The organism is Pseudomonas sp. Z003-0.4C(8344-21), assembly GCF_900104975.1.
GTDB classification, from domain to species: domain Bacteria; phylum Pseudomonadota; class Gammaproteobacteria; order Pseudomonadales; family Pseudomonadaceae; genus Aquipseudomonas; species Aquipseudomonas granadensis.
In genome coordinates this window covers 4,941,616-4,966,838 of sequence record NZ_LT629756.1, presented here as the reverse complement: position 1 = coordinate 4,966,838, position 25,223 = coordinate 4,941,616, and the positions used below count along the sequence as shown (strand labels likewise).

The 25,223-nt window shown below is 61.4% G+C and carries 23 protein-coding genes; 11 read left to right on the top strand and 12 right to left on the bottom strand.

All coding sequences use genetic code 11. The features are described 5' to 3' along the window. Positions 1 to 37: 37 nt before the first annotated feature. The 4 genes from BLU24_RS22435 to BLU24_RS22420 form a co-directional block, all read right to left on the bottom strand. Positions 38 to 820 (bottom strand): transporter substrate-binding domain-containing protein, encoded by a 783-nt coding sequence (locus BLU24_RS22435; protein ID WP_090282095.1) that lies wholly within the window; start codon positions 818 to 820, stop codon positions 38 to 40. A 392-nt stretch (positions 821 to 1,212) separates the two neighbouring features. Beyond that, positions 1,213 to 2,901 (bottom strand): ATP-dependent DNA ligase, encoded by a 1,689-nt coding sequence (locus BLU24_RS22430; protein WP_093104060.1) that lies wholly within the window; start codon positions 2,899 to 2,901, stop codon positions 1,213 to 1,215. Further along, entirely contained in the window at positions 2,898 to 3,932 is a 1,035-nt protein-coding gene (locus tag BLU24_RS22425; protein WP_093104057.1) for a ligase-associated DNA damage response exonuclease, read from the bottom strand. The genes BLU24_RS22430 and BLU24_RS22425 overlap by 4 nt, the downstream gene beginning before the upstream one ends. Positions 3,933 to 4,390: 458 nt before the next feature. Further along, positions 4,391 to 6,841: a penicillin acylase family protein gene (locus tag BLU24_RS22420; RefSeq protein WP_093104054.1), complete on the bottom strand. Its 2,451-nt coding sequence runs from the start codon at positions 6,839 to 6,841 to the stop codon at positions 4,391 to 4,393. Between the two features lie 197 nt (positions 6,842 to 7,038). On the opposite strand from BLU24_RS22420, the gene BLU24_RS22415 reads away from it, so the two are divergent. Further along, positions 7,039 to 7,596: a cysteine hydrolase family protein gene (locus BLU24_RS22415; protein ID WP_093104051.1), complete on the top strand. Its 558-nt coding sequence runs from the start codon at positions 7,039 to 7,041 to the stop codon at positions 7,594 to 7,596. A gap of 804 nt (positions 7,597 to 8,400) precedes the next feature. Here BLU24_RS22415 and BLU24_RS22410 read toward each other — a convergent pair. Genes BLU24_RS22410 through BLU24_RS22395 form a run of 4 tightly spaced genes read right to left on the bottom strand, consistent with a single transcriptional unit; the run spans position 8,401 to position 10,116 of the window. Further along, on the bottom strand, positions 8,401 to 8,604 hold the full coding sequence (locus BLU24_RS22410) for an SEC-C metal-binding domain-containing protein (RefSeq protein WP_034154967.1): 204 nt from the start codon (positions 8,602 to 8,604) through the stop codon (positions 8,401 to 8,403). Continuing rightward, on the bottom strand, positions 8,601 to 9,095 hold the full coding sequence (locus BLU24_RS22405) for an LEA type 2 family protein (RefSeq protein ID WP_093104049.1): 495 nt from the start codon (positions 9,093 to 9,095) through the stop codon (positions 8,601 to 8,603). Before BLU24_RS22405 ends, BLU24_RS22410 begins: the two co-directional genes overlap by 4 nt. A 42-nt stretch (positions 9,096 to 9,137) precedes the next feature. After that, positions 9,138 to 9,614 (bottom strand): YchJ family protein, encoded by a 477-nt coding sequence (locus BLU24_RS22400; RefSeq protein ID WP_093104046.1) that lies wholly within the window; start codon positions 9,612 to 9,614, stop codon positions 9,138 to 9,140. Between the two features lie 4 nt (positions 9,615 to 9,618). Then, positions 9,619 to 10,116: a DUF6231 family protein gene (locus BLU24_RS22395; RefSeq protein WP_093104043.1), complete on the bottom strand. Its 498-nt coding sequence runs from the start codon at positions 10,114 to 10,116 to the stop codon at positions 9,619 to 9,621. A gap of 199 nt (positions 10,117 to 10,315) precedes the next feature. Here BLU24_RS22395 and BLU24_RS22390 point away from each other — a divergent pair, with 199 nt between their 5' ends. From BLU24_RS22390 to BLU24_RS22375, 4 genes are all read left to right on the top strand, one after another. Then, a complete protein-coding gene (locus BLU24_RS22390) occupies positions 10,316 to 11,011 on the top strand; it encodes an OmpA family protein (RefSeq protein WP_090282103.1) in 696 nt (231 codons plus the stop codon). Between the two features lie 90 nt (positions 11,012 to 11,101). After that, positions 11,102 to 11,824 (top strand): OmpA family protein, encoded by a 723-nt coding sequence (locus BLU24_RS22385; RefSeq protein ID WP_093104040.1) that lies wholly within the window; start codon positions 11,102 to 11,104, stop codon positions 11,822 to 11,824. Positions 11,825 to 11,983: 159 nt separating this feature from the next. Then, a complete protein-coding gene (locus tag BLU24_RS22380; RefSeq protein ID WP_093104037.1) occupies positions 11,984 to 12,265 on the top strand; it encodes a DUF1145 domain-containing protein in 282 nt (93 codons plus the stop codon). Further along, the gene (locus BLU24_RS22375) at positions 12,258 to 13,016 is read left to right on the top strand and encodes a hypothetical protein (RefSeq protein WP_093104034.1); all 759 of its coding nucleotides are present in this window, start codon (positions 12,258 to 12,260) and stop codon (positions 13,014 to 13,016) included. The genes BLU24_RS22380 and BLU24_RS22375 overlap by 8 nt, the downstream gene beginning before the upstream one ends. Before the next feature lie 113 nt (positions 13,017 to 13,129). On the opposite strand, the gene BLU24_RS22370 is transcribed toward BLU24_RS22375, so the two are convergent. Beyond that, positions 13,130 to 13,588 carry a CopD family protein gene (locus BLU24_RS22370; protein WP_093104031.1) on the bottom strand — a complete coding sequence of 153 codons (459 nt, stop codon included), beginning with the start codon at positions 13,586 to 13,588 and terminating at the stop codon, positions 13,130 to 13,132. 98 nt (positions 13,589 to 13,686) lie between these two features. On the opposite strand from BLU24_RS22370, the gene dinG reads away from it, so the two are divergent. From dinG to BLU24_RS22340, 6 genes are all read left to right on the top strand, one after another. Further along, positions 13,687 to 15,831, top strand: coding sequence for an ATP-dependent DNA helicase DinG (gene dinG, locus BLU24_RS22365; RefSeq protein WP_093104027.1), 2,145 nt, complete (start codon positions 13,687 to 13,689; stop codon positions 15,829 to 15,831). A gap of 95 nt (positions 15,832 to 15,926) precedes the next feature. Then, positions 15,927 to 18,389, top strand: a complete 2,463-nt coding sequence (locus tag BLU24_RS22360) for a beta-galactosidase (RefSeq protein ID WP_093104024.1) — start codon at positions 15,927 to 15,929, stop codon at positions 18,387 to 18,389. 145 nt (positions 18,390 to 18,534) lie between these two features. Continuing rightward, entirely contained in the window at positions 18,535 to 19,680 is a 1,146-nt protein-coding gene (locus tag BLU24_RS22355; RefSeq protein ID WP_093104021.1) for a serine hydrolase domain-containing protein, read from the top strand. 112 nt (positions 19,681 to 19,792) lie between these two features. Continuing rightward, on the top strand, positions 19,793 to 20,899 hold the full coding sequence (locus BLU24_RS22350) for an OmpA family protein (RefSeq protein ID WP_093104018.1): 1,107 nt from the start codon (positions 19,793 to 19,795) through the stop codon (positions 20,897 to 20,899). Positions 20,900 to 20,923: 24 nt separating this feature from the next. After that, positions 20,924 to 21,571 (top strand): pyridoxamine 5'-phosphate oxidase, encoded by a 648-nt coding sequence (pdxH, locus tag BLU24_RS22345; protein WP_093104015.1) that lies wholly within the window; start codon positions 20,924 to 20,926, stop codon positions 21,569 to 21,571. 179 nt (positions 21,572 to 21,750) lie between these two features. Further along, a complete protein-coding gene (locus BLU24_RS22340) occupies positions 21,751 to 22,215 on the top strand; it encodes a glycine zipper 2TM domain-containing protein (RefSeq protein WP_016771369.1) in 465 nt (154 codons plus the stop codon). A 128-nt stretch (positions 22,216 to 22,343) separates the two neighbouring features. On the opposite strand, the gene BLU24_RS22335 is transcribed toward BLU24_RS22340, so the two are convergent. The 3 genes from BLU24_RS22335 to nhaA all read right to left on the bottom strand — a co-directional run bounded on the left by BLU24_RS22335 (position 22,344) and on the right by nhaA (position 25,106). Continuing rightward, the gene (locus BLU24_RS22335) at positions 22,344 to 22,568 is read right to left on the bottom strand and encodes a hypothetical protein (RefSeq protein ID WP_093104013.1); all 225 of its coding nucleotides are present in this window, start codon (positions 22,566 to 22,568) and stop codon (positions 22,344 to 22,346) included. Next, positions 22,565 to 23,749, bottom strand: a complete 1,185-nt coding sequence (locus BLU24_RS22330) for an S-type pyocin domain-containing protein (RefSeq protein WP_093104010.1) — start codon at positions 23,747 to 23,749, stop codon at positions 22,565 to 22,567. Before BLU24_RS22330 ends, BLU24_RS22335 begins: the two co-directional genes overlap by 4 nt. 166 nt (positions 23,750 to 23,915) lie before the next feature. Next, positions 23,916 to 25,106, bottom strand: a complete 1,191-nt coding sequence (nhaA, locus tag BLU24_RS22325; protein ID WP_093104007.1) for a Na+/H+ antiporter NhaA — start codon at positions 25,104 to 25,106, stop codon at positions 23,916 to 23,918. Positions 25,107 to 25,223 lie beyond the last annotated feature (117 nt).

The following is a 25,223-nucleotide window of genomic DNA, read 5'->3' as shown; positions in this document are numbered from 1 at the left end:
ATGGAAAAGGCGCCCATCGAGGATGGGCGCCGGGGCATTATTTGCCGCTGTACAGATTCAGATCGCCAAAGTGTTTCTTTTGAATCTCGGCGTATTTGCCGTCGTCGTGTAACGCTTTGATACCTTTATCCAAAAGCGCTTTCAGCTCAGTGTTACCTTTCTTGATACCGATAGCTGTTTTGGCTGGCAGCAATTCACTGTCGACCGGCTGGCTGACTTCATAGCCTTCGCCTTTTGGCGACTTCAAGAAACCCAGTTCGGCTTGCAGCATGTCCTGAATGGCCGCATCGAGACGACCGGAAGTCAGGTCGGAGTAAACCTGATCCTGGTTCTGATAGGCCTGGGTTTTTACGCCAGCCTTGTCCAGCACGGCTTTGGCGTAGGCTTCCTGAATGGTGCCTTGCTCATAACCGACGGTTTTGCCCTTGAGCGACGCAACGTCAGCGCTCAGCCCCGAGCCTTTCTTGAACACATAAGCGGTTGGGCCGGAAAACAGTTCGCTGGAGAAGTCGATGACCTTCTCGCGCGCCGGGGTCACGGTCATCGACGAGATCACACCGTCAAACTTGTTGGCCTTGAGGCCCGGAATCATGCCGTCGAAATCGCTTTCGACCCACTTGCACTTGACCTTCAGTTCGGCGCAGATCGCGTTACCCAGGTCGATATCGAAACCCACCAGGCTGCCATCGGCCGCTTTCGACTCGAACGGTGCGTACGAAGGGTCAACGCCAAAGCGCAGCTCTTTGTATTCCTTGGCCAGCGCGGAGCCGGCGGCCATGCACAACGCCAGTGCAGAAAGGGTCAGCAATGCTTTTTTCATTATTCAATCCCTAAGAACCAATATGAGCGCTTGTGGCGCAGAATTATTGTTACTGCAACGCTTACGACCTATAGAAAGTAGCAATTTCCGAACCAGAGTGCCGAACAGGTGTTTTAAAAGAATGAGACACGAGGGCGAGCACGCGATTGGTGCGAGCGCTTGGCTGGGTCTGGATTCTTGCACAGTTTTGGGGCTTTGCACTGCTCGGCGCTCGACTGCTCACCTTGATCGTTCCCCACGCTCTGCGTAGGGACGCAGCCCGGGACGCTCTGCGTCCCTTCCAAAGCCGAACGCGGAGCGTCCGTTGAGGCATTCCCACGCAGAGCGGGGGTACGATCACCGCGATCACCGCGATCACCGCGATTACTGCGATCACCGGTGCGGGGCGAGGATCAGGCCAGCAGATCCTGCAAGGTAGCCAGGCTATCGGCCTCTTCGACGCTTTTATCCTTGCGCCAACGCAGCATGCGCGGGAAGCGCACGGCGATTCCGCTCTTGTGCCGCCGTGACAGGGCGATGCCTTCGAAACCCAGTTCGAACACCAGGCTCGGTTTGACGCTGCTGACCGGGCCGAACTTCTCTACCGTGGTCTTGCGCACGATGCTGTCGACCTGGCGCATTTCTTCATCGGTCAGCCCCGAATAGGCCTTGGCAAACGGCACCAGCGAGCGTTGGCTCGACTCCGGCGGGCCGTCCCACACGGCGAAGGTGTAATCGCTGTACAGGCTGGCGCGACGACCATGACCGCGCTGCGCATAGATCAACACCGCATCGACACTGAACGGATCGACCTTCCACTTCCACCACACGCCCATGTCCTTGGTGCGCCCGACGCCATACAACGCGTCGCGTGCCTTGAGCATCATGCCCTCGACCCCGAGGCGCCGCGAGGCCTCGCGTTGTTGGGCAAGATCGGCCCAGTCGCTGCCGGTGAGCACTGGCGACGGCAACAGCACCGGACTGTTGCAGCGCGCGATCACGGCTTCCAGTTGTTCGCGGCGTCTGGCCTGGGTCTGGTTACGCCAGTCTTCGCCCTGCCATTCCAGCAGGTCGTAGGCCAGCACCACCACCGGCACGTCTTCGAGAATTTTCTTGTCGAGGGTCTTGCGGCCGATGCGTTGTTGCAGCAGAGCGAAGGGTTGAACCGCCGGCGGCGCCGTGGACTGCGGATTGAAGGCGTCTTCGGTGCTCGGATGGGTGCTTTTCCAAACCACAATCTCGCCGTCGATGACCGTGCCGTCGGGCAAACCATGCACCAGCACATCAAATTCGGGAAACCGTTCGGTAACCAGTTCCTCACCCCGCGACCACACCCACAAACGGCCGTCACGCTTGACCACCTGCGCACGAATGCCATCCCACTTCCATTCCACCTGCCAGTCGCTGACCGGGCCGAGCAATGCCTCGAACTGATCAACCGGTTGCGACAAGGCATGGGCGAGGAAGAACGGGTAGGGCTGACCGCCGCGTTGGGCATGTTCGTCAGCCGACTCAGGGGCGATCAGTTTCAGATAGCTGGCGGCACTCGGCCGGTTGGACAGGTCGGTGTAGCCGACCAGTCGCTGCGCGACACGTTTACTGTCGAGCCCGGCCATCGATGCCAGAGCGCGGGTGACCAGCAGTTTCGACACCCCGACGCGGAAGCTGCCGGTGATCAGTTTGATGCACAGCATCAGGCTCGCCCGATCAAGTTGCACCCACAGTGCCGGCAGTTGCCGCGCCAGAGACTCCGGGGTTTCGCCGCGCAGTGGCAGCAGCTTGTCTTCGATCCACTCAGCAAGGCCGGCTTCGGAGCTGTGCGGGTTTTCAGGCAACACCAGCGAAATGGTTTCCGCCAGATCGCCGACCGCCTGATAACTTTCCTCGAACAGCCACGGTTCCAGCCCGGAAACCTCGACCGCCAGTTCACGCAGGATCTTCACCGGCACCAGTTGCCGGGGCCGACCACCGGAAAGAAAGTACACCGCCCACGCCGCATCCTGTGGCTCGGCCTGGGCGAAGTAGGCCTGCATCGCTGCCAGTTTGGCGTTGCTCGAGGTGGTCGCGTCGAGTTCGGCGTACAGCTCGGCAAACGCTTTCATGTCGGCACCTCGGCCAGGGCGGGCTCGCTGGCGGCGTTTTCTTCTTCGTCATCGCCGTACTCGGTGTTGAAGCCTTGCGCATCCAGACCTTTTTCACGCAGGTGGCGCACCAGCACGCCGATCGAACCGTGAGTGACCATCACCCGTTCCGCGCCGGTCTGTTCGATGGCCCACAGCAGGCCTGGCCAGTCGGCGTGGTCGGAAAGCACGAAACCGCGATCGACGCCACGCCGCCGCCGAGTGCCGCGCAAACGCATCCAGCCGCTGGCGAAACCGTCGCTGAATTCGCCGAAACGACGCATCCATGTACTGCCGCCGGCCGAGGGCGGGGCGATGACCAGCGCCTGGCGCATGATCGGGTCGCTTTTCTTTATATCTCCGGCGTAAAGCGTCGGTGGCAGATACACGCCGGCCTCGCGATAGACCCGGTTCAACGGCTCGACTGCGCCGTGGCTGAGGATCGGCCCGAGGCTGGCGTCGATGCCATGGAGAATTCGCTGAGCCTTGCCGAATGAATAACAGAGCAACACGCTGGCTTTGCCGGTGGCGATGTTGGCGGCCCACCATTGATTGATCTCGGCGAAAATCTGCGCTTGCGGCTGCCAGCGGTAGATCGGCAGACCGAAGGTCGATTCGGTGATGAACGTGTGGCAGCGCACCGGTTCGAACGGCGCGCAGGTGCCGTCCGGTTCGACCTTGTAATCGCCCGACGCGACCCAGACTTCGCCCCCATATTCCAGACGCACCTGCGCCGAACCGAGCACATGGCCGGCCGGGTGAAAACTCAAGGTGACACCGTGATGCGTCAGGCGCTGGCCGTAGGGCAGGGTCTGCAGGTTGATGTCCTGACCGAGGCGCGCGCGCAAAATTCCTTCGCTGGCGCTGCTGGACAGGTAATGCTGGTTGCCGGTTCGTGCATGATCGCCGTGGGCATGGGTGATGACCGAACGTTCGACCGGGCGCCACGGATCGATATAGAAATCCCCGGCGGGGCAATAGAGACCTTCGGGTCGGGCGATAACAAGATCCATGTCGTGACCGGAATGGGGGGCTTGTTACGTATGAGGCGGGCGTGAGGCTGGAAGTTCGATCGGTTTTGCCGCGCTACCCTCACCCCAGCCCTCTCCCGGAGGGAGAGGGGGCCGAGCGAAGTGTCTGACGAGGTGCATCGACCTGATGGACCGAGCTGAATATGGGGCTGACCTCGCCTGGAAGCCGAGCCACTCTGATCGTTCCCACGCTCTGCGTGGGAACGCAGCCCGGGACGCTCCGCGTCCCCTCCAGAGCCGAACGCGGAGCGTCCGTTGAGGCATTCCCACGCGGAGCGTGGGAACGATCAGTGCCGGTTTCGGCAAAATGAAATCCATGCCGGATTCAGCCTCGCTCGATCAGGTCGGCGAATTAGCCACGCATCCCCCAATCAGTCCCCTCTCCCTCCGGGAGAGGGCTAGGCGGGCGGCGTTCCGATGAGGGGCTCTTGATCCGTGCCCTATTTCCCGGGCGTCAGAGTCAGGCGTGTCTTGCCATACACCCGGTCAAAATTCTGCGGCTGCATCGGCAACCCGATGTACTGCCCCTTCAGCCACGCATCGATGCCGTTGAGGTAATTCGGGCTGAGCGGATTACCCGACTGCCCGGTACCGTTCTGCCCCATCAGCGGTTCCGCCTGGCCGAAGTCGACGATGAAACGCATCGACGGTGCCCGCGTGGTCGCGAAATCCTGACCCCAGGCAAACGCAGCGGTGTTCAGCGTCGTGTGATCACCACCCGCCGCCAGCGGCCCGCGCACGGTCTGGCCGTTGGCATTGCTCCATTGGTAGCTGTGCAACTTGCCCCACTGCCAGGCGCGGTGATCGCCGCCCAATTGACTGTCGCCCGCACTGATCGCAGCGGCGAGGCTGCGTGCAAGAATCTGCGCCTTGTCTTCTTTCTGCGGCGTGCGCACGTCATCCCAGAACGGGCTGTCCTCGCGACCGAGCAAATGGTCGGCCTGCGCTGCGTACGACGTATCCCCGTTGGCGACAAACGCTTTCCACGCCGGGCTCGATTGCGGGCCGAGTTCGTCGAGGAAGATCTGCTTCATGCTTTCCTGCAGAAACAGTTCATACAGCGCCGCATCCGCCGAGGTCGGGCTGAGCTTGCCGTCGAACGCCATCAGCCGCGTAAAGGCTTCGCGGGCCTTGCTGCGCTCGGCTTCCGGCAGGGCATCGATCGCCTGCTTCAGCGGTTGTTTCATGCCCGGCGCTTCAAAGACTTTCTTCAGTTTGGCGGCAAAGGTTGTGGTCTGATCGTACTGCATGGCGATCACGCTGCGGCTGTCGTGTTTGCTGCCGCCAGCCAGTTCCGCCAGGCGCTCGCCGCGCTCCGGCGCCGCCCATGATTTCGACAACTGCATGCCGTAACCGTCGGGGATCACGCGCTGGTTGGCGGTGCCGAGCCAGCCTTGCGCCGGGTCCTGATCGTAGGGGTGCAGCATCGGGTCGGCGTAACCGTCCCAATCATAACGACCCTCCCAACCCGGCGAGGGCAGCAGGCCTTCGCCTTCACGGCGGTTGGGGAAGCGTCCGGTGACCTGCCAGCCAATGTTGCTCGCATCGGCGAACACCAGATTGGTGGTGATAGCACGGATTTCGCGGCTGGCGTCGGAAGCACGTTCGACGGTTTGCGCACGGGTCAGGTCAAAAAACGCGTCCAGGGATTTGTCGTCGGTGAAGCTCGGGGTCTGCAAGGCCAGGCCGAAACCGCTGCCTTGCGCTGCCGCTTGAGCGCTGTTGAGGAGCGCGCCGTGACGGGTTTCGTACACCGCTTCACGAATCGGTCGCTGGCCTTTGACGAAATAGGTTTCGTTGCGCACGCCCAGTGGCTGCCATTTGCCGTTGACCTCGTAGGTCAGGCTGCTGCCCTGGCGGCGGATTTTCTCCAGGAACAGGTCCTGATTGTCGCCGAGCACGCTGGTCATGCTCCACGCCACTTTGCCGTTGAAACCGCCCAGCACCATCGGCAAACCGGCGATGGTCACCCCGGCCGCCTGATATTTCGGCGCGCGAATCTGCACGAAGCTCCACAACGATGGCGCCATCAGCGGCCCGTGGGCGTCGCTGGCCAGCAGGCTCTTGCCGCTGCGACTGCGTTGCGGGGCGATCGCCCAGTTGTTCGCCGACGTCGCACCGAGCAGGTTCAGCGTCGACAGTTGCTGGCTGGCGTTGCTCAATGCGCTCAGCCCGGGAATCTGCCCGTTGAGCTTGAGGCCTTGCAGCTTGTCGGCCTCGGCCAGCGGCAGGTTTTCATCCGGAGCAGACGGCGTCAACCAGGCAAGTTTGTCGCTGGTGACGGTTTGCGCGAGCACCAGCGACTGGATTTCTTCCGGCAGGTTGGCCGACTGGCTGAAATTCAGCAGGGCGAAGATCAGCGCCGAATCTTCCGGCTTCCAGTATTCAGGCTTGTAGCCGCTGGCGGCGAGATCGCCCGGCAGCTTGTCGGCGTAGCGGAACAGGTAGGCGTTGACGCCCCGCGCATAGACTTCGAAGAAGCGTTTGAGACGCGGCGATGAAGCCTTGTACAACTCGCCAGCGCTTTTCTTCAGGTTGACCGCGCGCATGTAGCGGTCGGCATCGAGCATCGAGGCCCCGGCCATTTCCGCCAGACGGCCCTGCGCCAACAGACGCAGCGTGACCATCTGGTTGATGCGGTCGCTGGCGTGGACGTAGCCGAGGCTGAACAGCGCATCGTGGAAGGTGTTGCTTTCGATCAACGGCATGCCCATGGCATTGCGGCGTACCGAAACATTCTGCGCCAGGCCCTTGAGCGGCTGCACGCCGGAGGTCGGTGGCAGGCTGTCCTGGGCGTTCCAGGTCTGGCAACCGGACAGGCCCAGGACACCGGCCACTGCTGCGGCAACGCCGAACCGGGGAAGAAAATGTGTGAGGGCTGGCGAGGCCATGGGCGAAGCTCCTGGGGGACAAAGGCTGGGGGCGCAATAAAGGCGCTACGTTAGTGAGCAGGCGAGGGCCGCGCAAGCGGGGTGAGCGGTTATTTCTTCAGTGGTAAGGCGGTCAGTCGACGCGTTTGCAGTTGCCTGACGCGAAGCGGTGATGGTGAACTGAGGAAAACCGATCAAACCTCGTGAGAAAAATCGCCATGGAGCTCAAGGGCAACGCTGCACTGATCATCATTGATCAACAGAAAGGCATTCTGCATCCGCGGCTGGGGCGCCGAAATAACCCGCAGGCGGAAGAACAGATTCTTGATCTGTTGGCGCTGTGGCGCCGGACCGCGCGCCCGGTGATTCATGTCCAGCATCTGTCGCGCTCGCCTGATTCGGTGTTCTGGCCGGAGCAGGAGGGCGTGGAGTTTCAGCCACGATTCGTGCCGCAGCAGGGCGAGTGGCTGGTTCAGAAGCAGGTGCCGGATGCGTTTTCTGCCACTGGACTGGAGGCACGATTGCGTGAGGCGGGGATTGGGCAACTGGTGATTGTCGGCGTGGCTACCCACAACTCGGTGGAATCAACGGCGCGTACCGCCGGTAATCTTGGGTTCGATGCTTGGGTGGTGGAAGACGGGTGTTTTACGTTCGACAAGGTGGATTATTTCGGCACACCGCGGACGGCTGAGGAGGTGCACGGGATGTCGCTGGGGAATTTGCACGGGGAGTATGCGACGGTGGTCAGCAGTGACCGGGTTCTGGCGGCTGGCTGAATATCTCTATTGGTTTTTTTGTTGCTGTGTACATATCCGTTGTTTCGGGTGCTGCGGCTGGCGGTTTCGCCTGACGGCGACTCACTTTTTTTACAAACGCCTAAAAAAAGTAAGCAAAAAAACGCTTGCTCCTGCGTTCGGCCCTCGCAAGCTCGGGTTCCTTCGCTCCGGGACTGATCCGGGCGCAGCGGCTACGGTTTGCTTCGCTGCACCTACTTCCGCTGTGTCTGGCTGCGCCAGACGGTCGCTACGCTCCCACGCCCGGATCAATCCCTCCACTCAGCCTCCCGACGTCGCCGGTGGATCAAGATCAAAAGCACTCGAGCTAACGCTCATTGTTGAGTGGTGAGAAGCGCCGCATGGCTTGGGGTTTGCGGTGGGTTTGCCCCTCAGGAGAGGGAGCCGATTTGTGGGCTGTTCCAGACCTGTGTGCGACTCGGTAATTCACGTCGGCGAAGCACTCGCATCCACCGCGGTCAGTCCCCTCTCCCTCCGGGAGAGGGCTAGGGTGAGGGACTTTTGATTTTCAGGCTGATTTCAAGCCCCAGCCTTCAACGTCGCCGGTGGATCAAAATCAACAGCAGGCGAGCTGACACTCGGCCTGAAGGGGGCGACGGTTTTTTGTGGGAGCTTGCCTGCAAGCGATGGCTGTGTATCAGGCGACAACCATGCTGGATGTGCCCGCCTCATCGCGAGCAGGCTCCCACACTGGACCGCGTTGCAATTGAATAACGCGGTCGAAGGTGGGAGCTTGCCTGCAAGCGATGGCGATCTAACGGGCGAAGAGATGCTCCGCCCAACGCATCACGCGCCGTGGCACTTCTTGAATTTCTTGCCGTTGCCGCATGGGCACGGGTCGTTGCGGCCGACGTCTTTCAAGGCGTTGCGCACCGGTTCCTGGTGGGCGTGGCCGCAGTTCGGGCCGTGCACGTGGCCGTGGTCATGCTCGTGATGATGGTCGTGGTCGTGGTTGCAGTCAGGGCCGTGGACATGAGGTTGCTGGGTCATCGGTGTTGCTCCGGAATTAAATCGGCGGGGATTATCACGCCATTGCGCTCCAGGTGCACGTAGTGGGCGATGAATAAACCGGTTTCCATTTCGCCCTGCAGGCGATAGGGAATCTGCTGATCGGATTTTTTCAGCATTTTCACCACGTCCTTGACCTTCGGCCACAGGTTGGTGCGGATCGGCACCTTGAAATATGCACTGTGTTTCGGTCCGACGCTGAACCAATGCTCGTGTTCACCCTCAGCCAGCAGGATGTCAGCCAGATGGATACGGTATTCCAGACCGCGCACGGTCAGTTCGCTGTCGTTGGGGTTGTCGACGCGAAAATGCAGGATGAATTTCTGTTCGAGCAGTTTCGCCCGCACCACTTCGACTTTCACCAGATGCACGGCGGGTTCGACGCTGTCGTCGCCGAACCACGACGCGCAACCGCCGAGGTTCAACATCAGCATCAGAACAACCAATCGCAACGTGTGACGTTGACCGAGCATCGAGCAGAACTCCCTTTGACCCCAGTCTAGTCGCCAGCCGGTCTACGCGCCGAAATACCCCGAGCAGCATTTCTTGAATTTCTGCCCGCTGCCACACAGGCAATTGTCATTGCGCCCCAACTTCATCGGCACGGTCGGGTCGATGAAATACCAGCGGCCGCCGTTCTGCACGAACGAGGAGCGCTCGCGATGACTGTGCTCGCCCTGGTCGTCATGCCAGCGCGCGGTAAAGGTGACGAAGGCGTGCTCCGGCTGGCCGCCGAAGACTTCCGAGCTTTCCACTTCCAGACCGAGCCAGGTGCTCTGCGCGCTCCAGTCGCGGATCGCCTGCTGATTCAGACCCGCTTGCTGAGCGGGCAGGGTGGTTGCCACCAGATAATCGATCAGCCCCAGCACATAAGCGCTGTAGCGCGAACGCATCAGCGCTTCGGCGCACGGTGCCGGGTGGCCTTCGTGATAATGGCCGCAGCAGGCTTCCAGCAGATTGCCGCTGCCGCACGGGCAAATGGCTGTACTCATTGCATTACCACCAGTATTTCCCGAAATTTTCCGGATTGGCCCAGAATCGCGAATTGAGCCAGTCAGGGACTTGTTTGTAGTCAAGCAGATCGTAGGTGAACAGGGTCAGCACCTGATCGTCGCGCTGGAAACGTTCGCTGGCCTGCAGCGCCAGCGAATAGAAGTCGGTTTCCTGCCAGCCGCTGGCGCTAAGGTCCGCCAATACTGCGATGCGACTGGCGTTGAGGTTACGGATGCCGCCCAACAGGTTCAGGCCGTCGCGCTTGGGCAAATGTTCCAGGCAATCGACGACCAGCGCCAGATCGAAGCGCTGCGCTGCCAGTTCGGCGGGCAATGTACCGGGTGCGGCATGGGCGACGACGGTATCCGGATGCGCCTCTTTGAAAGCGCTCAAGGCCGGAAACTCGCTGGCGCCGATCAGCAGCAAGTGCGCCGGCGCGTAGCGATCCAGCAAGGCAGCCAACGCCTGTTGCGGCGTGCGGGAAGAAATGGCGACGTTCATCAATGCTCCTCAATCAGACCGCCAAGACTAGCCTGCCTGTGCGCGGGGGCAAAGCGTTGCGTCGGCGCGCTCGCCCGACAATCTGGCCAAGCCCTGTGAACACGGTCGCAAACAGCAATGGCCTATTGCTGGCGGAGATTAAAACTCCGGTCTTTACTCCCTGAATCGGTTTTAAGCCGATCCCTCAGGAGAAAACTAGATGAGCATAGTTCGGACAGCATTACCCTTGGTTCTGCTAACCAGTGTGTTGACTGGTTGTGCAGGTTTGCAGAAAACCGACTGGCCGACCTGTGCGGCGGTCGGTGGTGTGGTCGGCGCCGGTCTCGGTGCCACCGAAAGCGCTGCGTGGGCCGGTTACGGTGCGCTGCTGGTCGGTGGTACGGCAGCGGCCTATTGCTGGGTTCATGGTGATGGTGACGAAGACGGCGATGGTGTGCCAGACAGCCGCGACAAGTGCCCGGGCACGCCTAAAGGCGTTCAGGTCGATGCTGACGGTTGCCCGCCACCGGCCCCTGCGCCAGTGGTTGAAGAAGCGGTCGTGGTCAAGGAAGAAACCATCGTCATCCGTGATGTGCACTTCCAGTTCGACAAGGCCACGCTGACCGGTCCTGACAAACAGGTACTGGACAAGGTTGCCGACCGCCTGAAACAGGAGTCCTCGACCGCGCAACTGACCGTGACCGGTCACACCGACAGTGTGGGCAGCGATGCCTACAACAAGAAACTCTCGGATCGCCGTGCGCATTCGGTGGTGGAATACCTGATCCAGCAAGGCGTGCCACGCGCCAGCTTCGTCTCGGTGTCCGGTCTGGGTGAAAGTCAGCCAGTGGCGGATAACAAGTCGGCCGATGGTCGCGCGCAGAACCGTCGCACCGAAATCAAAATCGTCCGCTAAGCCCTCTCGCATCCGCGGCTTGTGCAGTCGCGGATGCGGGTCTTTACTCCTGTGTAACCGGTATGGGCCGGTGACACAGGAGCTTTCACCATGACTGTTTTCGCAAGGTCCGTCTTGCCGGTACTGCTGCTCGGCAGCCTGCTCACCGGTTGCGCCACGCACAGCGATGGCACTGCACCCCTCAATCAACGTACATGGCCGATCTGCAGCCTTCTCGGCGGGCTGGTCGGTGGCGGCCTCGGCGCTATCGAAAGCGCCGGCTGGGCCGGTGGCGGCGCGGCATTGGGCATCCTCACCGGAGGCTTGATCTGTTACGCCCAGGACGGCGATGAAGACAGCGACGGCGTATTCGACCGCCGCGACCGCTGCCCCGATACCCCGGAAAACACCGAGGTCGATCATCGCGGTTGCCCGCTGCCGGTGTACCCGGCTGCGACCAAAGCGCCGGAGCCGGCGCCGCAAACGGAAGTCATCACCCTCAGCGATGCCGGCGACGTGCTGTTCGATTTCGACAAATCCGACCTGACCCCGGCTGCGACGGCGCAGCTCGATACGCTGATGGACAAGTTGCGCAACGCCGACGTGGTCAGCATCAAGGTCATCGGCCACACCGACAGCAAAGGTTCGGATGCCTATAACCAAGCCTTGTCGGAACGCCGTGCCAGCAGTGTTGCGTCCTATCTGCTCAGTCAGGGCCTGGCGCCGAACAAACTGACCAGCGAAGGGCGTGGCGAAAGCGAGCCGGTGGCGGACAACGCCACGGACGACGGGCGCGCACAGAACCGTCGCGTGGAATTGCACATCAATCGTTAGCGCGCCTCTGCAGGGCGCAGGCTAGAGCTGCCGGGCGATCGTTATCGCGCCGGCAGCCATTTAGCGGCACAACGAAGTTTTTTCATTTGACCCTCTGGCTTATCCCCCGTAGAAGCCGGTACTGTGCGCGCAAAGAATAATTCGCAACACGGGGGGCGTATGAAAGTGTTCTGGTGGCTGGGGCGGTTGTTGACCCTGCTGTTCTGCTGCGTGGTGCTGGCCAATCAACTGGTGCCGTTCGTTCATCCGCTGCACCTGCTGGTCAATCTGGCCGGCGGTCTGTTGTTGCTGATCCATGTCATTGAAGTGCTGCTGTGCAACCGCAGCCTCAAAGGTCGCCCGCATCCCTGGCGTGATCGTGGCCGCATCCTGTTGTTCGGCGTCTTCCACCTGCAAACCATCCCGGCCCCGGCCGCTCCGGAGGCTTCTTCCCATGCGTAAACTCTGCCTGCTCGCTGTATTCATCAGTCCCTTTGCCTGCGCCCAGGTGGTCAGCGTCGAAGCCAACTCGCTGATGCGTCTGCCCAACACTGCCAGCACCTTGCAACTGGAGAAGCTGGAAGTCGCCGATTACGGCACCTTGCTGATTCCCTCGAACGTGACCGAATTGAACGTCGGTGAATTGCGCCTCGGCCATGAAGCGCGCATCGCCATTGTTCCGGCCGAACAGGCGCTGGAAATGAAAGTGGCGCGCGCCGATCTCAGCGAAGGCAGCCAGATCACCGCGCGCGGGGCACCGGGCACTTATGAAAAGGCTGCTCGTGCCGGGCGCAATCTGAATCTGCAATTCAAGGCGTTGAACGCGCCGCAGCTGTTGGTTGACGCTCGTGGCGGCACGGGCGCGCCGGGGTTTGTCGGGCTCGACGGCGGTAACGGTGAAGATCCAGGATGCACTTATGGCTCGGCCGGCCATGGTTCCGATGGCAGCAACGGTAGCGACGGCCAGCCAGGCGCGCCGGGAGCGCTGGTGCGCCTTGAAGTGCCGCGTGAATTTCCGGCCGAGCGGATCAAGGTCACCGTGGCGGGCGGTGCCGGTGGGCCGGCGGGTGTCGGCGGCAAGGCGGGCAAGGGCGGCAAGTCCAAGGGCTGCCTGGTGTATCGCGCCGATGGCGGCAAGAACGGCAAGGCCGGCGCGGATGGACAGCCAGGGCCGGCGGGGGCGGCGGGTGCTGTGACTGTGCAGCGCCTTTAACGTCCAACCCGCTGAGTGTTCCCACGCTCTGCGTGGGAACACTGCCCGTGACGCTCAGCGTCACTGGACGCAGAGCGTCCCTTGCGGCATTCCCACGCAGAGCGTGGGAACGATCAAGGCCGTGCCGCCGCAACCGCCACCAGCACCACCCCGACCAGCAGATTAACCCCCACCACCCGGCGAATCCGCCCCAGCACCGCCGCACCCGCCGGCCAGTCCTTTACCTCCACCGCTTTGCGCAGCTCAGGCAGCATCAGCCCCTGGATGCGGATGAACAGCGCGGTCATCACCACATACAAACCGATCATCACCTGCACGTACTTTGGCGCGGTCTCGAACCCGACCTGCTGCAAATGCAGCATGCCCACGCCAGTGATCGGCAAGAGGATCACCGCCACCCAGACCCAACGGAAAAAACCTTGAAACACTTCCACCCACAGGGTCAGCCGGGCCGGCCCCTCCAAAGCCTTCACAGCCGCAGGGCGCAAGACCATCCAGGCGAAAAACATGCCGCCAACCCACACCAGCGCGGCGAGGACATGCAGGGGATAAACGAGGCTAAAAGGTGTCATTCGGGCACTCCGTTCTGCGCAGGATCGATTAGCGGGGTATGATAGCCGCCGAATCAAACCACTGAAAATTTATCCAGCGTTTTTGCGCCCGACACTCAATGATCAGCACTGAACTCAAAACCACGATCCAGGGCGCCTATTCGCGTTTTCTAGAGGCCAAGAGCCTCAAGCCGCGATACGGTCAGCGCCTGATGATCGCTGAAGTCGCGAAAGTCCTCGGTGATATCGACACCGACGACGAAGGCCGGCGCAGTGGCGACCCCGCGATTGTCGCGGTGGAAGCCGGCACCGGTACCGGCAAGACGGTGGCCTACAGCCTCGCGGCGATCCCGACTGCGAAACTGGCCGGCAAGCGCTTGGTGATCGCCACCGCGACCGTCGCCCTGCAAGAGCAGATCGTCTACAAGGATTTGCCTGACCTTATGCGCAACAGCGGGCTGAATTTCAGCTTTGCGCTGGCCAAGGGCCGTGGCCGTTACATGTGCCTGTCCAAGCTCGACATGCTGTTGCAGGAAGGCCACGCACAGACCGCCACCGCGCAGCTGTTCGAAGAAGAAGGCTTCAAGATCGAGGTCGACGAGGCGAGTCAGAAGCTTTTCACCAGCATGATCGAAAAGCTCGCCGGCAATAAGTGGGACGGCGACCGCGACAGCTGGCCGAATGCGCTGGAAGACGCGGACTGGGCGCGCCTGACTACTGATCACAGCCAGTGCACCAACCGGCATTGCCCGAACTTCGGCCAGTGCGCCTTTTACAAAGCGCGCGAAGGCATGGGCAAGGTCGACGTGATCGTCACCAACCACGACATGGTCCTGGCTGACCTGGCCTTGGGTGGCGGTGCGGTGTTGCCGGATCCGCGCGACACCATTTACGTGTTCGACGAAGGCCACCACCTGCCAGACAAGGCCATCGGCCACTTCGCCCATTACACGCGCCTGCGTTCCACCGCCGATTGGCTGGAAACCACCGCCAAGAACCTCACCAAACTGCTGGCTCAGCACCCGTTGCCGGGCGATCTGGGCAAGCTGATCGAGCAGGTCCCGGAGCTGGCGCGGGAGATCAAGGCGCAGCAGCAGTTCATGTTCAGCGCTTGCGAGCAGGTGGCCGATTTCAAACCCGGTGAAGACGTCGAGGGCCGCGAGCGCCCGCGTCATCGCTTTGTCGGCGGGGTGATTCCGGAGCACATGCGCGAAATGGGCATCGAGCTGAAGAAGGGCTTTTCGCGGCTCAATGATCTGTTCCAGCGCCTGACCGACCTGCTCAAGGAAGGCATGGATGGCGAGGTCAACATCGGCATCGCCAGCAATCAGGCCGAAGAATGGTATCCGCTGTTCGGCAGCCTGTTGTCCCGTGCCTCGGGCAACTGGGAATTGTGGACCGCGTTCACCGCCGAAGACCCGGAAGACAGCCCGCCGATGGCGCGCTGGCTGACCTTGGCCGAAAGCGGTTCGCTGTTCGACATCGAGGTCAATGCCAGCCCGATCCTCGCCGCAGAAACCCTGCGCCGCAGCCTGTGGAACGTGGCTTACGGCTGTCTGGTGACTTCGGCGACGCTGACCGCGCTGGGCACGTTCGACCGATTCCGCATGCGCGCCGGTCTGCCGAAAAAAGCCGTCACCGCCGTGGTGCCGAGCCCGTTCCATCACGCCGATGCCGGGGTATTGCGCGTGCCCGACCTGAAGGCCGACCCGCGCGATGCGGCGGCGCACACGGCGGCGATCATTCGCGAATTGCCGGATCTGGTCGAGGGCTCGCGCGGCACGCTGGTGCTGTTCTCTTCGCGCAAACAGATGCAGGACGTATTCGACGGCCTCGATCGTGACTGGCGCAAGCAAGTGTTCATTCAAGGCAACCTGTCGAAACAGGAAACCCTGAACAAGCACAAGGCGCGGGTCGATGGCGGCGATTCCAGCGTGCTGTTCGGCCTCGCCAGTTTTGCCGAGGGCGTCGACTTGCCGGGGGCTTACTGCGAGCACGTGGTGATCGCCAAGATCCCGTTTTCGGTGCCGGATGACCCGGTCGAGGCCGCGCTGTCGGAATGGATCGAAGCCCGCGGCGGCAATCCGTTCATGGAAATCTCGGTGCCCGACGCTTCGCTGAAACTGGTCCAGGCCTGCGGGCGTCTGCTGCGCACCGAAGAAGACCGCGGCACCATCACCTTGCTTGATCGGCGTCTGGTCACCCAGCGCTACGGCAAGGCGATCCTCAACGCACTGCCGCCGTTCCGCCGCGAAATATCCTGAGACAACGGTGGGCGGTTTCGCCCACTGTGTTGTCTATCTCCTTGCCACCGCTTTTCCACTGGCCTTGATGGGTCGTTAGGGAGAACTCCGTTCTTATGATTCGCCGTTCGTTGCCCGCTGTATTCGCCCTGATCTTCGCTGCGCCGTTGTGCGCAGCGCCTGCCGGTCAACAGACCCTGTTCAACTTCGTGCGCCCGGCCGATGTAGTCAAGGTTGTCACCGAAAATGCTGATCTGCCGCAAGCCAACGCCGAGCAGACAGCAGAGGGCGAGGTGCTGCGCCGTGTGACCTTCAATCCCGTGGCCCGTCCGACCCTGCGTCTGACGCCGCAGACCGGCGCTTGGGACTGGTCGCAGTCCGGCATGATGACCCTGCGGCTGCAGAGCGCGATGGACTGGGCTGTAACGGTTTACGTGCAGATTCAGAGCAACGATGGCAAAACCCTGGTCAGCCGCGTCGACCTGCCGGCCGGTCCGGCGCAGACCCTGCTGGTGCCTTTGGTCGCCACCACGCCGTTGAGCCAGGGCATGAAAGCCGGGCCGGCGATGCCGATGACTGTCGATGGCCAACGCATCCTGCTCGCCAGCAGCAGTGGCGCAATTGATCGCAGCCAAGTGGTCTCGGTCAGTCTGTCGATGGATCAACCGAAAGTTGCCCAGAGCCTGCTGCTCGAGCGTTTCGGCGTGCAGAACGACGACGGGATCAACCAGGCCGTGTACGGCAATCTGGTCGATGCATACGGGCAATCGACTCGAGGCAAGTGGCCGGAGAAGATCGCCGACGACCAGCAACTGAAATCCGCCGCCGCCAAGGAACAGCAGCAACTGAAGAGCTGGCTGGCCGAGCGCCAGAAGTCTTCACTGGACAAATTCGGTGGCTGGAATCGGGGCCCGGCGTTCAAGGCCAGCGGTTTCTTCCGCAGCGAAAAGCGCGATGGCCGCTGGTATCTGGTGACCCCTGAAGGGCATCCGTTTTACTCCCTCGGCGTCAACACCGTCAGCCCCGACGTCAACCGCACTTATGTGAGCGGTCGCGAATACATGTTCGACTCGTTGCCCAAGCCGAACGAACCGTTGGCCAGCCATTTTGGCGAGGGCGACAATCGCGGTGGCAATGGCGTCGATCAGGGTCGAGGCTATGCCAATGGTCGCTGGTATGACTTCTACGCCGCTAACCTGCAACGCTTGTACGGCGCGCCGTGCAAGGCGGACAGCGAAGGCAAGTCCGGCGTGGCAGAGGCGGCCAAATCCGAAGCCGCCGAAACGTCCGCCGAGAAAACCGCCGCGCCTGTAGTCGAGCCGAAATCCGGCGTGGCCGAAGCCGCTCAAACAGACGCGGCGCACATCGCCCGCGCTGAAACCTCCGCGCCGTGCCAAGCGACTATCGACGAACAGCAATGGGCCACCCACACTCTTGATCGCCTGCAAGCCTGGGGCTTCAATACCATCGGCAACTGGAGCGCACCGGTGCTTGGCGATGCCGAGCGCGTGCCGTATACCTTGCCGCTGTCGATCGTCGGCGACTACGCCAGCATCAGCACCGGCAGCGACTGGTGGGGCGGCATGCCTGACCCGTTCGATCCGCGTTTCGCCATGGCTACCGAACGTGCGGTGGCGATTGCCGCGCGCGATCATCGCGACGATCCGTGGCTGATTGGCTATTACGCCGACAACGAACTGGCCTGGGCCGGTCCTGGCGATGATCCGAAGGCGCGTTACGCGCTGGCTTACGGCACGCTGAAAATGACCACTGACGTGCCGGCCAAACGCGCCTTCCTCAAACAACTGCGCGACAAATACCGCAATCAGGCCGGGCTGTCGAAGGCCTGGGGCATCGACTTGCCGGCGTGGGAATTGATGGAAGATCCGGGCTTCGTGCCGCCGCTGCCGAACCCGGAACACCCGGAAATCGAGGCCGACTTCAAATACTTCCAGAAGGTTTTCGCCGACACGTACTTCAAGACCATTTCCGACTCGCTGAAATGGCACGCACCCAACCAGATGTTGCTCGGCGGGCGCTTCGCTGTCAGCACGCCGGAAGCCGTGGCGTCCTGTGCGCAGTATTGCGATGTGCTGAGCTTCAATATGTACACGCTCAAACCGCAGGACGGTCATGACTTCGCCGCCCTCGCCGCGCTGGACAAACCGGTGCTGATCACCGAGTTCAATTTCGGCTCGACCGATCGTGGCCCGCTCTGGGGCGGTGTCACGCAAGTCGCGCGAGAAGAAGATCGCGGCCCGGCCTATGCCAATTTCCTCAAACAGGCGCTGAACGAGCCGTCGATTGTTGGCGTGCATTGGTTCCAGTATCTCGATCAACCGGTAACCGGGCGTTTGCTCGACGGCGAGAATGGTCACTTCGGTCTGGTCGGGGTCACCGATGTGCCGTACCAGGGCTTCGTCGAGACTGTGCGCAAGAGCAATCTGCAGACGCTTGAGCAGCTTGGCAAAGAAGCACAGAAAGCCCCGGCTCATGAAGCTGAGGGCGGGCGCAAAGGGGAGGCGGGTAAGGCGGCAGGGGCCGGACATGCAGGTGGGCATTCCGGCAATGGTCACTGAGTTCCGAAAGACCGCGTTAGCGTTCTTCGCGAGCAGGCTCAACAAATTTCCAGAACAACCGTCTGGCCCGCGCCTGTTCCCAAATCCTTCAAGGGCTGGAACAATGCGGGCCACTTTGTAGAGCGTTTTCGCGGGGGAGTTGCGGGTGCAGATTCAGGGTCATTACGAGCTTCAATTCGAAGCGGTGCGCGAGGCATTTGCCGCACTGTTCGACGATGCCCAGGAACGCGGCGCAGCCCTGTGCATTCAGGTCGGTGGACAAACCGTTGTCGACCTCTGGTCCGGCACCGCCGACAAGGACGGCGCCGAAGCCTGGCACAGCGATACCATCGCTAATCTGTTCTCCTGCACCAAGACGTTTACTGCGGTCACCGCGCTGCAACTGGTGGCCGAAGGCAAGTTGCAACTCGATGCACCGGTCGCCCGCTATTGGCCGGAATTCGCCGCCGCCGGTAAAGAATCCATAACGCTGCGCCAATTGCTCTGCCATCAGGCCGGCCTGCCGGCGTTGCGCGAACTGCTCGCTCCCGAAGCCCTGTACGACTGGCAAACCATGGTCGATGCCCTCGCGGCCGAAGCACCGTGGTGGACGCCGGGCACGGGTCACGGTTATGCCGCGATCACTTACGGTTGGCTGGTTGGCGAATTGCTGCGCCGCGCTGACGGCCGTGGGCCCGGTGAATCCATCGTCGCTCGTGTGGCCAAGCCGTTGGGGCTGGATTTCCATGTCGGTCTGGCCGATGAAGAATTTCATCGCGTGGCGCACATCGCCCGCGGCAAGGGCAACCCCGGCGACGCCGCGGCCCAGCGCTTGCTGCAAGTGACCATGCGCGAGCCGACGGCCATGACCACCCGTGCCTTCACCAATCCGCCGTCGGTGCTGACCAGCACCAACAAACCGGAATGGCGACGCATGCAGCAACCAGCGGCGAACGGCCATGGCAATGCGCGTAGTCTGGCCGGGTTTTATGCCGGTCTGCTTGACGGCAGCCTGCTCGAAAGCGACATGCTCCAAGAGCTGACCCGTGAGCATAGCCTCGGCGACGACAAGACGTTGCTGACCCGCACGCGTTTTGGTCTCGGCTGCATGCTTGATCAACCCGACGTGCCCAACGCCACCTATGGCCTCGGTCCGCACGCGTTCGGCCATCCGGGAGCGGGCGGCTCCATCGGTTTTGCTGATCCTGAGCATGATGTCGCGTTTGGTTTTGTGACAAATACCCTTGGGCCATATGTATTGATGGACCCGCGCGCGCAAAAGCTCGCGCGGGTGCTTGCCACTTGTCTGTAAAGCGTTGATAGAGGTTCCAGGGGCGGAACCTCAACAGGATTTTCGATTCAAAACGGCTGTTTATCCGGGCGAAAGTGCTCTGATTTTTCATTACTTCATTTGTGGATTTTCAATGTCATCTAAAAAGACCCTCGCCCTGGCCCTGTGTGTAGCGATCACCGGTTGCGCACAGACCCCGAAAAACGACGCGGACGGCGGCAGCTGGTGGCCGTTCGGTTCTTCCGACACGGTCGCGGCCAAGGAGCCTGCACCGGCCCCGGCCCCGTTGAAACCTGCGGCGACTGCACCGGTCGCCAAGGCTGAGAGCAGCAATCCGTGGTACTGGCCGTTCGGTTCCAGCGATGAAGCGACCAAAGCGGACCTGAAGGCTGAAGTTGCTCCGGAAGTGAAAAAACCGGTCACTGTCGCCAAGGCTGAGGCCGAGTCCAGTGGCAAATGGTGGTGGCCGTTCGGCGGTAAAGACCAACCGACCGCCAAAGCCGTGCCGATGCCTGATCCCAAGGTGACTCAGGCTTGGCTCGACGACTACGAGCCGCGCTTGCGCGAAGCGGTCAAGGACAGCAACCTGCAACTCGAGCGCCGCGACAACGTGCTGGTCGTCACCGCGCCAGTTGAGGGCTCGTTCAACCCGGACCGTCCGGCGATGCTGTTGCCGGTCACCCTCGGCCCATTCACCCGCGTAGCGAAAATCCTCGAAGCCGACCCGAAAACTGCCGTGCTGGTGCTCGGCCACAGCGACACCAGCGGTGCCGCGCCGGCCAACATCAAGCTGAGCCAGGAACGAGCTCAATCGGTGGCGGCGATCTTCCGCCTCAGCGGTCTGCAGCGTGATCGCCTGATGCTGCGTGGCATGGGTTCGGAAGCACCGCGTGCGGCCAATGACAGCGTTGAAGGCCGCGCCTTGAACCGTCGCGTTGAGTTGCTGGTGACCCCACAAAACACCATGGTTGCGCTGTTGAGCAAATACAACATGCCAGCGCCGAAGCCAGTGACCCTGGTTGCAGCGCAAGACGTCAAGCCAGCGGCCAAACCAGCGACTCCGGCTCCAGCCGCGAAAAAAGCCGCCGTCCCAGCGGCGAAAAAGGCCCCGGCCAAGAAAGCTGCGGCCAAGGCACCTGCGAAAAAGGCTCCGGCCAAACCGGCTGCAAAGAAAACCGCGCCAGCCAAAGCTGCCACGACCGACAAGAAAGTCGCTGCGACAGACGCCACCAAAAAGTGATCCGCTAATCAAAAGGAATGCGCCATGACCCAGGCTCTGGCAGATATGCGTCGTGATTACACCCGCGATGGCTTGACCGAGGCGCAAGCCCCGGCCGAGCCGTTCGCCCTGTTTCACCAGTGGTTCGCCGATGCGGTGAACACCGAACAGGCACCGGTAGAGGCCAACGCCATGACCCTGGCCACGGTCGATGCCGACGGGCGTCCGCACTGCCGCATTCTGCTGCTCAAGGGCCTGGACGACCACGGCTTTACCTTCTTCACCAATTACGACAGCGCCAAGGGACAACAGCTGGCGGCCAATCCATTTGCCGCCATGACCTTCTTCTGGCCTACCCTGGAACGTCAGGTGCGCATCGAAGGGCGAGTGGTCAAGGTCACACCGCAGGAGTCCGATGCGTACTACCAGGTACGGCCACTGGGCAGTCGTCTCGGTGCCTGGGCCTCACCGCAAAGCCGCGTGATCAACGGCCGTGGTGAACTGGAAGATTTGCTCAAGGCCACCGAGCAGCGTTTCTCCGACAGCCAACCCGACTGCCCGGCACACTGGGGCGGGTATCGCTTGCTGCCCGAGCGCATCGAATTCTGGCAGGGCCGGCCGAGCCGTCTGCACGATCGCCTCAACTACCGTGCGCAGGGCGCCGCCTGGATTCTTGAACGACTGGCACCCTGAGCAGTCTACCGAGCCAGATAGCGGCCGGCGGCGCAGGATCGCTGATTTGGCGCTACTGTAAGTGGACGTTCGCCGCCATCTGTACCTGGCCTGAATGGAAGCCAATTTATCCGGCCGGTGTCGTGACAGGCGCCAAGCCACGGAGTTTAATGAACACATGTTCTTTTGGAGTTGATGCTATGCGTAAGTCTGTTCTGCTGGTTGCTTCCTTTTCCACCATGGCAATGTTGCTGACCGGCTGCCAGTCGAGCCTGACCGGTGACTCCTACTCCCGTGACGAAGCGCGTCGCGTGCAGACGATTCGCATGGGCACCATCGAATCCCTGCGTCCGGTGAAAATCGAAGGCACCAAGACCCCGATCGGCGGCGCGGCTGGCGCAGTGGTCGGCGGTGTCGGCGGCAGCGCCATCGGCGGCGGCAAGGGCAGCATCGTCGCCGCGGTCATCGGTGCAGTGGCGGGCGGCTTGCTCGGCTCGGCCACCGAAGAAGGCCTGACCCGTACTCAAGGCGTGGAAATCACCGTCCGCGAAGACGACGGCAGCATGCGCGCCTACGTGCAGCAGGTTCAGGAGAATGAAGTGTTCCGCGTCGGCGAGCGGGTACGGATTTCGACCGTTGGCGGGACCAGTCGCGTTTCGCACTAAGCGGGATGCAGGTGAAGAAAACCCCGATCAGGTGACTGGTCGGGGTTTTTTGTTGCTTGTGATTTGAGCAATCAGTATTTGGCGCAGGTGCCCATGAAGTATTCGAGGCCCCTGTGGCACCTAAGTCATTAGTCTTCAGAGGAAAGATATAGGTCAAGGTGTCGAGGCATGTTTACGGCGCATGCTTGTTCAATATCAGTGATCTGTTGCTCCGTCAGCTTGTAATCGTAAAGAGAGTCGTCTCTCGTACTCCAACCCATAATGACTTTTAAATTGGACGTAGCGATGGGGAGCGCTTGCTCAAATACAGCTGAGTCGTCACCCTTTACCACGCCCATGATTCGATGCTTCATGGTTCTATCCTTCTTGTAGGATCTGCTGGTTTCGTCTGTTCGCCTGTTTCATGGTTGTACTCCCCCAAATGCCTCCCACGCTTTGTATATTTCTCAACCGCACCGTGCCGGAAATCCCATTCAAAAATTAATCCCTCTTTGTCTTTCCATCGCGGGCGTAACCCTCCGCCACCCTTTATTGGTGTTTTTGGAGGAGCCCATCGAGCATCGGGATATGCAGGTAAGCTTTTAGGTTTTTGATGGTAATTTCCCTGTGAAATGCTGGCCACAATATATAGCGGCCTGATGCCCGAATCCGCCGGAAACACGAGAATGAAATCCTTGTACTCCGGCGGATAAACTGGATTCACCAGAATCCCGTCCGCCGCTTTCGTCGGCGGGTACACCCAGATATGCGGTGCTTGTGGTGCAGCCTCCAACGCCGGTATGCCGAGAATGTCAGAGCCATCCACAGCCGGCGTCCACAGCAATTCGACGCCTTCCCCCAGATCCGCAACGAACCGGTCACCGCGTGGCCTGAACTGCACGACATCAACCATTTCCCAATCGCGGTTCTTGCCGGTGTAGAAACCGTAACCCTTGAGCGTGCCATCGGCCTGCTGTTCGACACGCAGGCGCACGCGAGTCCGGGCTTGTTTGAGCGTGCTCAGTTGCTCATCGGTATACAGCGCACTGTCACCCAGATTTGAAGGCATCAGCAGCGCAACCAACCCGAGCAAAGGCGAGACCGCCGCGCTGGACATCATCGCTGGCAGCGCTTCGAAGGCTGAACCGGCCAACGCCAGGCTGCCAAACCCGACGGGGAGGGCATTGGCGCTGATTTTCTTGAGGGGGACGCCACCGCGTTCATCCGCCTCGCGAGCGCCGAGCAGGATCAGCTCGCCGTAATCCTTCAGGCTGTCGGTCGGCACCATGCCGGAAGGGTTGGCGTAATCGATGATGGCGTCCGGCAACTTGCAGGACTTGGCAAACACGCAGCCAGCACGCACGGCTTCAGGTTTTGTCGCAGCCACTTCCCGGCTGCGTTCAAACGTCTCTTGCCGGACCAGCATCGCGTCGTAGGCGTTTTGTCGCGCTTCACGCTCGGCCAGTTCAGTGGCCGTCATATACCGCCAGGTAACATGATGCCCGTCGCCCGCCGGTGGGTTATGCACCCGGGGAATGTCCTTGTTAGGCGCCACAGATCGTCCCTTCGTTCATCATCGACAGCCCCTCGAAAGGGGCTGCACGACGTTAACGAAGCAGGAAAATTATGGCTGTAGGACGCGTCGCTAAAGGCGTGGAGATAGTTCGCCGCGCGTTACAAAGAATGATGGCGAGGGAAGATTTCCCCTCGCCATGGATCTTCTATCTGGTGGGCAATACGGCCTGCTTGCGACTCGCCGCCGCCGTCACCGCGTAACCGATCAACGCCGCCAGAATCGAGCCGGTCAAAATGCCCATCCGGTCCATGCCGGCGTAGTCGCTCACGCCCGGCTCGAAGGCCAGTGAGCCGACGAACAGGCTCATGGTGAAGCCGATGCCGCAGAGGATCGCCACGCCGAGGATCTGGCCCCAGTTGGCGCCTTGGGGCAGGGCGGCGATACCGACTTTTACCGCGAGCCATGTCAGGCCGAACACGCCTATTGTCTTGCCCAGCAGCAGGCCGATGGCGATCCCCATCGGTACATCATGGGTGAAGCTTTCGACGGTGACGCCGCTCAGCGACAGACCGGCGTTGGCGAAGGCGAACAGCGGCAGGATGCCGTAGGCGACCCAGGGATGCAGCGCGTGTTCGAGGGTGAGCAAGGGTGACGGTTCGGCGTTTTTCGTGCGCAACGGAATGCAGAACGCCAGCGTCACACCGGCCAGCGTCGCGTGGACGCCGCTCTTGAGCACGCAGACCCAGAGGATCAGACCGATGATCATGTATGGCCCGAGCTTGACCACGCCGAGTCGATTCATCGCCACCAGCGAGGCGATGCACGCCGCGGCGAGACCCAGCGACAGGGTCGACAGTTCGCCGGAGTAGAAGATCGCGATGATCACGATGGCGCCGAGGTCATCGATGATCGCCAGGGTCATCAGGAACAACTTCAGCGACACCGGCACGCGTTTGCCGAGCAGGGCAAGTACGCCGAGGGCGAAGGCGATGTCGGTGGCGGTCGGGATCGCCCAGCCACTGAGGGCGGCAGGGTTTTCGCGGTTGAGAAACCAGTAGATCAGCGCCGGTATCAGCATGCCGCCGACGGCCGCCGCACCGGGCAAAACGATCTGCGAGGGCTTGGACAACTGGCCGTCGAGCACTTCGCGCTTCACTTCCAGACCGATCAGCAGGAAGAACATCGCCATCAGGCCGTCGTTGATCCACAACAGCAGCGGTTTGGCGATTTTCAACGCACCGACCTGCGCCACCACCGGCGTGTCGAGCATGCCGGTGTACAGCCACGACAGCGGCGAGTTGTTGATAATCAGCGCCAGAATGGCTGCGGCGATCAATAACAGACCGCTGGCAGCTTCCAACTGAAAGAAACGCGTGAAAGTGCTACGCAGAGGCAAGGTCGCTCTCCATCGAATCGTCAAAAAGGTAGGACACCCTAACCCGTACGGTTAGTTGTTAAAACAAAAGTTATATTCTTTTTTGTTATATGTCGTTACAAGGCTTTTGACCCCAGC